Consider the following 11,098-nt stretch of genomic DNA (forward strand, 5'->3'; position numbering starts at 1 on the left):
TGAAAAACAGTCAGAAACAGCTATTTTCTTGGCAAGTGTTGGACTAGCTCTATCTGCTATCTTTGTAGCAAAAAGTAAAAAAGATTAGTTGTATATGACAATTAAACTCTCCCTTAACAGTATTCTAAACCAGTAGAGTGTATAGAACAAAAAACCTGAGAAGTACAATTGACCTTCTCAGGTTTTTATTATCTAATTATTGATTGAACAAAGAACAGATTGAAAAACCACCCAATTTTTGGGTGGTTAGTAATTTATTGTTGCGCTGGTTGAGGATTTTGGTTAGGCTGACCTTGATTGGCACTTGGTTGTTGTGTTACCGTATTCTCATTGGTTCCAGCATTGGGAGTAGCTGTATTTGCATTTGGATTTTGATTTGTGTTTGGTGTCGTTACACTTGACTGAGAGGTTGAAGTCTCTGGAGTCTGGCTTGCAGGAGCAGGTGTAGAACTTTGTTGAGTAGCAGGAGCAGTCCATGTAGGACGAGCTCCATTCTTAAAGACATATTCTCCACTCCTATATAAGCCCTCAGGCATAGTCCAATCTCCTGGGTGGTCGTCTTCTGATAGGTAAGTCATCATTGAACGATAGACTGCAGAAGCAACTGTGAACCCATTGCCGATGACTGGAGTAAGACGGTTTGAGTAACCTGTCCATACGGCCATCGAATATTTACGAGTATAGCCGACAAACATTTCATCCGGTGCAACAAGTTGACTTGATTTAATATGATTTTCGATTTCTTCATCTGAATAGTTAGAGGTACCTGTCTTACCGGCTTGAGGAAGCCATGAAATATAGGCATTAAAACCAGTTCCAGAGGTCAAGACTGTTTTCATCATTTCTGTCATCATGTAAGCAGTGGTCTCTTTCATAGCTCGGGTACCAGGGTCAGAAAATTCTTTTTCGCTACCATCACTAAAGACAACTTTATTAATGTACATCGGTTTGTGATAGATACCACCATTGGCAAATGCAGCATAAGCAACAGCCATTTTTTCACTACTTGCGCCGTATTGTTTATTAGATTCAGTTGTGTTACTTGATATGGCGTTCGAATAATGCATATCTGGATAGTCAATTCCCAAACCATTTAAGAAGGTTTTTGCACGATTTAATCCAACTTTATTGAGTGTTTCTACAGCCGGAACATTCCGAGATTGCTGTAGTGCATATTGAAGGGTGATATTACCGAAGTATCCTCTATCCCAGTTGTAGACAGGTGTACTTGTTCCAGGATAATTATAAGGGATATCTCGTACAATTGTAGCAGTTGAGTCATAGATATCAAATTCCAAAGCAGGAGCATAATCGGTGATGGGTTTCATTGTTGATCCCCAGTCACGATTGGTTTCCACAGCCTGGTTGGTACCGAATGAAACATTACTTGCTTGATGACGAGCACCAAGTTGTGCAATAACGTTACCATTAGATACATCTACAATAGTCGAAGCTACTTGCATGTCATCATCAGGATAAGTGACATATTGGTCGGTGTTATAAACATCCCAGAGTCGTTGTTGGACATCTTTGTCCACATTTGTATAGACATCCATACCTGTAGTAAGAAGGTTGTAACCAGTTTCTTGTTCAACTTGGTCGATTACTTCTTTAAGGTAGTTGTCCATGTATGCAGGATAGCTGTTACCGGATTTCAGGCTTTGTAGACCATCGGTAACAGGGGTATTAATAGCTTTTTCATACTCTTCTGCACTGATGTATTTCTGCCCCTTCATTTCCGAAAGTACCAAGTTCCGACGCTCTAGAGCAGCTTCTGGATGAGAATAAGGATCATATTGGTTTGGTGCTTGAGGCATTCCGGCTAGGAGTGCTAACTGTGGTAAGCTTAAATCCTTCAAGTCTTTTCCATAGTAATTTTGGGCTGCAGTTTGCATTCCGTAGTTACCGTTAGACATGTAGACTTTGTTGATGTAGTAGGTCAGGATTTCTTGCTTGGTTGCTTTTTGCTCTAGTTGAACGGCTAGCCAAGCTTCTTGAGCTTTACGTGACAAAGTTTGATCGGCAGTTGAAGTAGAAAAATAAGTTAATTTGATCAATTGTTGAGTCAAGGTTGAGGCTCCCTGGAGGCCTCCTCCGCCTTGGAGGTTTCTCAATGCCGCACCCATGATACGAATGGTGTCAACACCTCTATGATCAAAGAAACGGTGGTCTTCGATAGACACGATGGCCTTGACCAAATCAGTAGGGATTTCATTTGCTTGAGTATTTACTCGACGTTCAGATCCAAGGTCAGCGATCAGTTCGTTCTTATTGTCATAAATCTTGCTAGAGGTCGTCGCAACTAATTTACTTTCAGATAAGGTTGGAGCCTTGCTAACAAAGTAGAGGAAGACACCTCCACTTAATAGAAATAATGCGATAAATAATGTAAGGAACGTAATTCCGATATACTTTAAGAATCGCAGAATAGTTTGTTTGTTCATCTTGTTTTACCACCTAGTAAATGTTCTTTGATAATGTCGAGATAGGGAATTTGAGGGAAGGCCCCTTGCTTTACTAAATATCCGTATTCTTGAATATATCCAAGTGGCATAGATTTTTGCCCCTTATCTTGATGATAAAAGCGAATCAAATCAAATGCCGGCAACAAATAAGTTTCCTGTTTAGAAGAAAAATGAAGCAGTACGAAGCAAATACCCTGCTGTTCTAGAACTTGCTCCATATGTTGAATCTGGTGAAGATGGAAGTTCTTCATTGGAATAGCATTCTTTTGTCGCGTTTCCTTGGCTTCAAAGTCAATGTAATGTCCTCTATACACGCCAGAGTAATCGGTTGTGGAAGCTTGTCTAAAATAGGCTTCTACAATTTTGGCTCGACTACGTTGAGGATAGTCTACTCGGACAATTTGAACAGGCGTGGGTTTTTTATGGATAACTGCCATACCATGCGTCAGATAGTAGTCGTTTGTAGCGTTAATCATCTTTTCAAAAGTCATTCCTCGATTTGCGAAATTATTTGGTTGAGAAATGGATGTTTTGTTTTTTTTTGATGAAATTTTATGAGGATAGTTGACCATATTTCTCCTTATTGGTACAATAACATCACTCTATTATACCATAAAAATAGAAAGAAAGGTGTAAAAATGACTACAGCTTTAATTATGGGATATTCTAATTTTGACTTGGATGTCTTTAATGAAAAAGATATCAGGTTAAAAATTATAAAGAAAGCCATTCGCCGTGATTTAGAAAGTTTAGCAGAAGAAGGGATTAAATGGCTGGTATTTACAGGGAACTTGGGATTCGAATCCTGGGTTCTGGATGTCGCAAATGAAATGAAAGAAGAATATGATTTCAGCCTAGCGACGATTTTCGATTTTGAAACGCACGGGGAAAATTGGAATGAAGCCAATCAGCTTAAACTTAGCCAATTTAAGCAGGTCGATTTTGTCAAATATGCCTATCCTAAATATGAACATATGGGGCAACTGCGTGATTACCAACGATTTTTACTGGAAAATACTGATTTAGCTTATTTTTTCTATGACCCAGAAAATGAGACTAAATTAAAATTTATGGATAACTTGATGAAAAATCAGGAAGGTTATCGCATAAAAAGGCTAACGTTTGAAGACTTAAATGAACTAGCAGAAAATTTTTCTGAAAAGTAGGCCTTTGACCTTGATTTTTGTTTGCCTTTTTTTATATAATAATACTATTAGAAACCGAGAATGGAGAGAGAGATGGCAAGTATTATTTTTTCAGCAAAAGATATTTTTGAGCAAGAGTTTGGACGTGAAGTCCGTGGATATAGTAAGGTTGAAGTTGATGAATTTTTGGACGACGTCATCAAGGACTACGAAACTTATGCTGCCTTAGTCAAGTCTCTCCGTCAAGAAATTGCAGAGTTGAAGGAAGAATTATCACATAAACCTGAATCTGCACCGGTTCAAGCAGAACCACTTGAAATGACAGCAACAACTTCAATGACGAATTTTGATATTTTGAAACGTTTGAATCGTCTTGAGAAAGAAGTATTTGGTAAACAAATTTTGGATAACTCTGAATTATAAGAGCTTATTTGAAAAGTGCAATTTTTGGATAATCGCGTGAGGAGAATTTCTTTTCATGAGGAAAGTCCATGCTAGCACAGGCTGTGATGCCTGTAGTGTTTGTGCTAGGCGAAACCATAAGCCTAGGGACGAGAAATCGTTACGGCAGTTGAAATGGCTAAGTCCTCGGATAGGCCAGAGTAGGCTTGAAAGTGCCACAGTGACGGAGTCTCTCTGGAAACAGAGAGAGTGGAACGCGGTAAACCCCTCAAGCTAGCAACCCAAATTTTGGTCGGGGCATGGAGTACACGGAAACGAACGTAGTACTCTGACTACTTTCAGCTGTAGGCTGTTAGCGGTAGACAGATGATTATCGAAGGAAGTGGTCCTAGTCACTTCTGGAACAAAACATGGCTTATAGAAAATTGCATATAGGTTGGGGCTGAGAAAACTTTCTCAACCTCATTTTTTAAAGTGGACATATAGAAAGGTCTTATAAGACTGAAAATGAAAAAAGAATTTAATTTAATCGCTACTGCTGCAGCGGGTCTTGAGGCTGTTGTGGGACGTGAATTGCGAGAGTTGGGCTACGATTGTCAGGTTGAAAATGGACGTGTTCGTTTTCAAGGAGACGTGAGAGCCATTATCGAAACCAACCTCTGGCTTCGGGCAGCAGATCGTATCAAGATTATCGTAGGAACGTTCCCAGCTAAGACTTTTGAGGAGCTCTTTCAAGGAGTTTTCGCTCTAGATTGGGAAAATTATTTACCACTTGGAGCTCGATTCCCGATTTCAAAAGCCAAATGTGTGAAATCTAAGCTACACAATGAACCCAGTGTACAGGCTATTTCAAAGAAGGCTGTTGTTAAGAAATTGCAGAAACACTATGCCCGTCCAGAAGGTGTCCCCTTGATGGAAACTGGTCCTGAGTTTAAGATTGAGATTTCTATTCTGAAAGATGTCGCAACTGTCATGATTGATACGACCGGGTCTAGCCTCTTTAAACGTGGCTATCGTACTGAAAAAGGTGGTGCTCCTATTAAGGAAAACATGGCAGCAGCTATTTTGCAACTCTCTAACTGGTATCCAGACAAGCCCTTGATTGATCCGACCTGTGGTTCGGGGACTTTCTGTATCGAGGCAGTTATGATTGCTAGAAAGATGGCGCCTGGTCTTCGTCGCTCCTTTGCCTTTGAGGAATGGAACTGGATTAGCGATTGCTTGATTCAAGAAGTTCGCACAGAAGCAGCCAAAAAAGTAGATCGTGAGCTTGAGCTAGATATCATGGGCTGCGATATCGATGCACGTATGGTGGAAATTGCTAAGGCCAATGCTCAAGCAGCAGGTGTTGCAGGAGACATTACCTTTAAGCAGATGCGCGTGCAGGATTTGCGTTCCGATAAAATCAATGGAGTGATTATCTCTAACCCACCTTATGGGGAACGCTTGTCAGATGATGCAGGAGTTACCAAACTCTATGCTGAGATGGGGCAAGTATTTGCACCGCTGAAAACGTGGAGCAAATTTATCCTAACTAGTGATGAAGCCTTTGAGACCAAGTACGGCAGTCAGGCGGATAAGAAACGTAAGTTGTACAATGGAACCTTAAAAGTTGATTTGTATCAATATTTTGGTCAGCGTGTGAAACGCCAGGAAGTAAAGTAGAAAGGAAAAGACATGAATCAGAAGAAACGTGACAGTCATGAGAAATATAATCAAGAGCCACGATTTGATTTTGATGAGGCTAAAGAACTAACGGTTGGAGAAGCCATGCTAAAAAATGAAGAGGTGGAAGCAGGTGTATTGCCTGGAGATTCTATCTTGGACAAGTATGTGAAACAACATAAAGATGAAATTGAGGCAGATAAGTTTGAAACGCGTCAGTTTAGCAAGGATGATTTAGTTGAAAAAGAAGAGGTAGAAGAGATAGAGGAGACTCAGACTCTAGATAATTTACTTCAAGAGCTTCGTGAGGGAACAGGAGTAGATTCTCCAGCTCCAGAAGATGAGTTGAGTCAGTTTGATGATTTAGAATTAACACGAGTTTCAGAAGCACCTCTTGTAGAAGAATTTGAGACTGAAGATATTCCAACACTTTATCGAGTGACAGATAGTGAAGATGGAAATAGTAAGAAGAAATGGGTGCTTTATGGTATTCTAGCAGCCTTAGTGGTTCTTATCCTTGGAACTGGTTATTATGTTTATCGTCAAGTGGCTCGTTCGACCAAGGAAATCCAAACTTCTCAATCAACTACAAACACGCAGTCAGATGTGGAAGAATTCAATAATTTATATGATGCCTTCTATACAGATAGCAACAAAACGGCTTTGAAGAATAGCCAGTTTGATAAACTGGGTCAACTTAAAACCTTGCTTGATAAGCTAGAAGGTAGTCGTGAATATACGCTTGCAAAATCTAAGTATGATAGTCTATCAACTCAAATCAAGGCTATTCAAGATGTCAATGCTCAATTTGATAAGCCAGCTATTGTAGATGGAGTTTTGGACACTAACGCTAAAGCTAAATCAGATGCTAAATTTACAGATATTAAAACTGGAAATACGGAGATTGATAAAGTGCTAGATAAGGCTATCAGTCTAGGTAAGAGTCAACAAACAGCTCCTTCAAGTTCAAGCTCAAGTCAAGAAAGTTCAAGTTCATCAACAGAGAGGGCTACAGACAACACAAGTCCATCTTCAAGCGTCTCATCAAACAATTCAGTTTCTGCACGTGATGATAGCCATGGCGGTTTATCAAGTTCTGGAGTTGATCTCCAGAGAGCTTCGAGTCGTGTGCCGTTCAATCAATCGGCTGTTGATGATAGCAATAATTCTGCCTGGGATTTCGCGGATGGTGTCTTGGAAAAAATCCTAGCGACTTCACGCTCACGTGGTTATATCACTGGTAACCAATATATCCTTGAACGTGTTAATATCGTTAATGGCAATGGTTATTACAACCTCTACAAGCCAGATGGAACCTATCTATTTACCCTTAACTGTAAGACAGGATACTTTGTTGGAAATGGTTCTGGACATGCGGATGCTTTGGACTACTAAGTAGTCGTTACAAAATTCTTTCTTTTCAAAAGTAAAAATGATAAAATAAAACAAATTAAACAAGAGGAGTGTCAAATGACAAAAGCTAACTTTGGTGTCGTAGGTATGGCCGTAATGGGTCGTAACCTTGCCCTTAATATTGAATCTCGTGGTTACACAGTTGCTATTTACAACCGTAGTAAAGAAAAAACTGAAGATGTAATTGCTTGCCATCCTGAAAAGAACTTTGTACCAAGCTATGACGTTGAAAGTTTTGTAAACTCAATCGAAAAACCTCGTCGTATCATGCTCATGGTTCAAGCTGGACCTGGTACAGATGCTACTATCCAAGCCCTTCTTCCGCACCTTGACAAGGGTGATATCTTGATCGACGGAGGAAACACTTTCTACAAAGATACCATCCGTCGTAATGAAGAATTGGCAAACTCAGGTATCAACTTTATCGGTACTGGGGTTTCTGGTGGTGAAAAAGGTGCCCTTGAAGGTCCTTCTATCATGCCTGGTGGACAAAAAGAAGCATACGAATTGGTTGCGGATGTTCTTGAAGAAATCTCAGCTAAAGCACCAGAAGATGGCAAACCATGTGTGACTTACATCGGTCCTGATGGAGCTGGTCACTACGTGAAAATGGTTCACAACGGTATCGAGTATGGTGATATGCAATTGATCGCAGAAAGCTATGACTTGATGCAACACTTGCTAGGCCTTTCTGCAGAAGATATGGCTGAAATCTTTACTGAGTGGAACAAGGGTGAATTGGACAGCTACTTGATCGAAATCACAGCTGATATCTTGAGTCGTAAAGACGATGAAGGCCAAGATGGACCAATCGTAGACTACATCCTTGATGCTGCAGGTAACAAGGGAACTGGTAAATGGACTAGCCAATCATCACTTGACCTTGGCGTGCCATTGTCACTAATCACTGAGTCAGTATTTGCACGTTACATTTCAACTTACAAAGAAGAACGTGTGCATGCAAGCAAGGTTCTTCCAAAACCAGCTGCCTTCAACTTTGAAGGAGACAAGGCTGAGTTGATTGAAAAAATCCGTCAAGCCCTTTACTTCTCAAAAATCATTTCATACGCACAAGGTTTTGCTCAATTGCGTGTAGCTTCTAAAGAAAATAACTGGAACTTGCCATTTGCAGACATCGCATCTATCTGGCGTGATGGCTGTATCATCCGTTCTCGTTTCTTGCAAAAGATTACAGATGCTTACAACCGTGATGCAGACCTTGCTAACCTTCTTTTGGATGAATACTTCTTGGATGTCACTGCTAAGTACCAACAAGCAGTGCGTGATATCGTAGCTCTTGCGGTTCAAGCTGGTGTGCCAGTGCCAACCTTCTCAGCAGCTATTACTTACTTTGATAGCTACCGTTCAGCTGACCTTCCAGCTAACTTGATCCAAGCGCAACGTGACTACTTTGGTGCCCACACTTACCAACGTAAAGACAAAGAAGGAACATTCCACTACTCTTGGTATGACGAAAAATAAGTAGGTCTGCCATGGGGAAACGGATTTTATTACTTGAGAAAGAAAGAAATCTAGCTCATTTTTTAAGTTTGGAACTCCAAAAAGAGCAATACCGAGTTGATCAGGTTGAGGAGGGGCAAAAAGCCCTCTCCATGGCTCTTCAGACAGACTATGACTTGATTTTATTGAATGCTCGTCTGGGGGATATGACAGCCCAGAATTTTGCAGACAAGCTGAGTCGAACTAAGCCAGCCTCAGTCATCATGGTCTTGGACCATCGCGAAGAATTGCAAGATCAGATTGAAACAATCCAACGCTTTGCTGTTTCTTACATCTATAAGCCGGTTATTATTGACAATTTGGTGGCTCGTATTTCAGCGATTTTCCGAGGTCGGGACTTCATCGACCAACACTGTAGTCAGATGAAGGTTCCAACGTCTTACCGCAATCTGCGTATGGATGTAGAACATCATACAGTTTATCGTGGCGAGGAAATGATTGCTCTGACGCGCCGTGAGTATGATCTTTTGGCTACTCTTATGGGAAGCAAGAAAGTCCTGACTCGTGAGCAGTTGTTGGAAAGTGTCTGGAAGTATGAAAGTGCGACCGAAACAAATATCGTGGATGTCTATATCCGTTATCTACGTAGCAAGCTTGATGTAAAAGGTCAAAAAAGCCACATTAAAACCGTTCGTGGTGTCGGTTACACCATGCAAGAATAGAAAAGCAGTTGCAGTTTTGTAACTGCTTTTTTTGAGGGGATCTCTATATATTGACATGCGGTTTGCTCTTTGCTATAATCAGTTATGGAGGATAGGTCTAATGAAAATAATAAAAAAATTGATGCAAATTGCATTAGCAGTTTTTTTCTTTAGCTTACTGGCAACAAGTGCAGTATTGGCGGATGATGCTGATTCGGAAGGTTGGAAATTTGTCCAAGAAAATGGTAGAACTTACTACAAGAAGGGTGACATCAAAGAAAAGGCCTGGCGAGTGATTGATGGCAAGACCTATTATTTTGATCATGTATCAGGAGAAATGGTTGTCGGCTGGCAATATATCCCGTTTCCATCTAAAGGTAGTACAATTGGTCCTTACCCAAATGGTTTAAGATTAGAATCTATGCCAATGCCACAATGGTATTACTTTGGTCAAGATGGGGTTCTTCAAGAATTTGTTGGCAAGCAAGTTTTAGAGGCAAAAACTGCTACCAATACCAACAAACATCATGGGGAACAATATAATAGTCCAGCAGAGAAACGAGTCTATTATTTTGAAGATCAGCGTAGCTATCATACTTTAAAAACTGGTTGGGTTCATGATGAGGGACACTGGTATTATTTACAGAAGGATGGTGGCTTCGATGCTCGTATCAACAGTTTAACGGTTGGGGAGCTAGTACGTGGCTGGACCAATGATAACTCAACTTGGTACTATCTAGATCCAACAACTGCTGCAATGCAAACTGGATGGAAACAACTTGGCAATAAGTGGTACTATCTCCGTTCATCAGGAGCTATGGCGACTGGCTGGTATCAAGAAGGCTCAACTTGGTACTATTTAGATGCTGAAAATGGTGATATGAAAACGGGCTGGCAATACCTTGGTAACAAGTGGTACTATCTCCGTTCATCAGGAGCTATGGCAACTGGTTGGGTGAAAGATGGTTCAACTTGGTACTATCTAAATGCAAGTAATGGAGATATGAAGACAGGTTGGACAAAAGTAGGAGGAAACTGGTATTATCTCAATTCCTCTGGAGCAATGGTTACAGGTAGCCAAACTATCGATGGTAAAGTTTATAACTTTGCTTCATCTGGTGAGTGGATTTAATATTGGAGGAGATACAAATGAAGCTTTTGAAAAAAATGATGCAAGTTGGACTAACAGCATTTTTCTTTGGTTTGCTAGCTACAAATACTGTATTTGCGGATACCACAGGTGGCCAATTTGTTGATAAGGATAATAGAAAATATTATGTAAAAGATGATCATAAAGCAATCTATTGGCATAAAATAGACGGTAAAACTTACTATTTTGGTGATAAAGGAGAAATGGTAGTTGGATGGCAATACGTAGAAATTCATGGAACAGGTTATCGTGATAATTTATTTAATAATCGTCCAGTCGTAGAAATTGGCCTTCAGGAGAAGTGGTACTATTTTGGACAAGATGGTGCTTTGCTAGAACAAACAGATAAACAAGTACTAGAGGCAAAAACGTCTGAAAATACAGGAAAAGTATACGGTGAACAATATGCTCCATCTGCTGAAAAGAGAACTTATTATTTTGATAATCATTATGCTGTAAAGACAGGCTGGACTTATGAAGACGGCAATTGGTATTATTTAAATAAGCTAGGAATTTCTGGCGATGATTCTTACAATCCACTACCAATTGGTGAAGTTGCTAAGGGTTGGACTCAAGATTTCCATGTTACTTTTGGCATTGATAGAAGCAAACCTGCTCCGTGGTATTACCTAGACCCAGAAACTGGTATCATGCAAACTGGTTGGAAACAACTTGGCAATAAGTGGTACTATCTCC

At 40.2% G+C, this 11,098-nt stretch carries 10 protein-coding genes and 1 other RNA gene; 9 read left to right on the forward strand and 2 right to left on the reverse strand.

Annotated features, from left to right (window positions below; all coding sequences use genetic code 11):
* Window positions 1-254: 254 nt before the first annotated feature.
* Together pbp1a and recU are read right to left on the reverse strand one after the other, a co-directional pair.
* The gene (pbp1a, locus tag HMPREF2613_RS06820) at window positions 255-2,444 is read right to left on the reverse strand and encodes a penicillin-binding protein PBP1A (RefSeq protein ID WP_070479825.1); all 2,190 of its coding nucleotides are present in this window, start codon (window positions 2,442-2,444) and stop codon (window positions 255-257) included.
* The gene (gene recU, locus HMPREF2613_RS06825; protein WP_004263564.1) at window positions 2,441-3,037 is read right to left on the reverse strand and encodes a Holliday junction resolvase RecU; all 597 of its coding nucleotides are present in this window, start codon (window positions 3,035-3,037) and stop codon (window positions 2,441-2,443) included. The genes pbp1a and recU overlap by 4 nt, the downstream gene beginning before the upstream one ends.
* A 66-nt stretch (window positions 3,038-3,103) precedes the next feature.
* Here recU and HMPREF2613_RS06830 point away from each other — a divergent pair, with 66 nt between their 5' ends.
* From HMPREF2613_RS06830 to HMPREF2613_RS06870, 9 genes are all read left to right on the forward strand, one after another.
* Window positions 3,104-3,631, forward strand: a complete 528-nt coding sequence (locus HMPREF2613_RS06830) for an SLOG family protein (protein WP_049493064.1) — start codon at window positions 3,104-3,106, stop codon at window positions 3,629-3,631.
* 72 nt (window positions 3,632-3,703) lie between these two features.
* Complete coding sequence (gene gpsB, locus HMPREF2613_RS06835; RefSeq protein WP_049493060.1) at window positions 3,704-4,033, forward strand: cell division regulator GpsB; 330 nt, start codon at window positions 3,704-3,706, stop codon at window positions 4,031-4,033.
* A gap of 20 nt (window positions 4,034-4,053) precedes the next feature.
* Window positions 4,054-4,435: RNase P RNA component class B (gene rnpB / locus HMPREF2613_RS06840), an RNA gene on the forward strand.
* An 84-nt stretch (window positions 4,436-4,519) separates the two neighbouring features.
* On the forward strand, window positions 4,520-5,677 hold the full coding sequence (locus HMPREF2613_RS06845; RefSeq protein ID WP_070479826.1) for a THUMP domain-containing class I SAM-dependent RNA methyltransferase: 1,158 nt from the start codon (window positions 4,520-4,522) through the stop codon (window positions 5,675-5,677).
* A gap of 12 nt (window positions 5,678-5,689) precedes the next feature.
* Window positions 5,690-7,072 carry a cell division site-positioning protein MapZ gene (locus HMPREF2613_RS06850; protein WP_070479827.1) on the forward strand — a complete coding sequence of 461 codons (1,383 nt, stop codon included), beginning with the start codon at window positions 5,690-5,692 and terminating at the stop codon, window positions 7,070-7,072.
* Window positions 7,073-7,147: 75 nt separating this feature from the next.
* The gene (gene gndA / locus HMPREF2613_RS06855; RefSeq protein WP_000158781.1) at window positions 7,148-8,572 is read left to right on the forward strand and encodes an NADP-dependent phosphogluconate dehydrogenase; all 1,425 of its coding nucleotides are present in this window, start codon (window positions 7,148-7,150) and stop codon (window positions 8,570-8,572) included.
* Between the two features lie 11 nt (window positions 8,573-8,583).
* Window positions 8,584-9,273 (forward strand): response regulator transcription factor, encoded by a 690-nt coding sequence (locus HMPREF2613_RS06860; protein WP_070479828.1) that lies wholly within the window; start codon window positions 8,584-8,586, stop codon window positions 9,271-9,273.
* A gap of 100 nt (window positions 9,274-9,373) precedes the next feature.
* The gene (locus HMPREF2613_RS06865; protein WP_070479829.1) at window positions 9,374-10,384 is read left to right on the forward strand and encodes an N-acetylmuramoyl-L-alanine amidase family protein; all 1,011 of its coding nucleotides are present in this window, start codon (window positions 9,374-9,376) and stop codon (window positions 10,382-10,384) included.
* Between the two features lie 17 nt (window positions 10,385-10,401).
* Window positions 10,402-11,098, forward strand: a 697-nt coding sequence (locus HMPREF2613_RS06870) for an N-acetylmuramoyl-L-alanine amidase family protein (RefSeq protein ID WP_070479830.1), incomplete at its 3' end; no start/stop codon positions are given.

Origin of the sequence: Streptococcus sp. HMSC070B10, assembly GCF_001808665.1 — a bacterium.
Taxonomy (GTDB): Bacteria; Bacillota; Bacilli; order Lactobacillales; family Streptococcaceae; genus Streptococcus.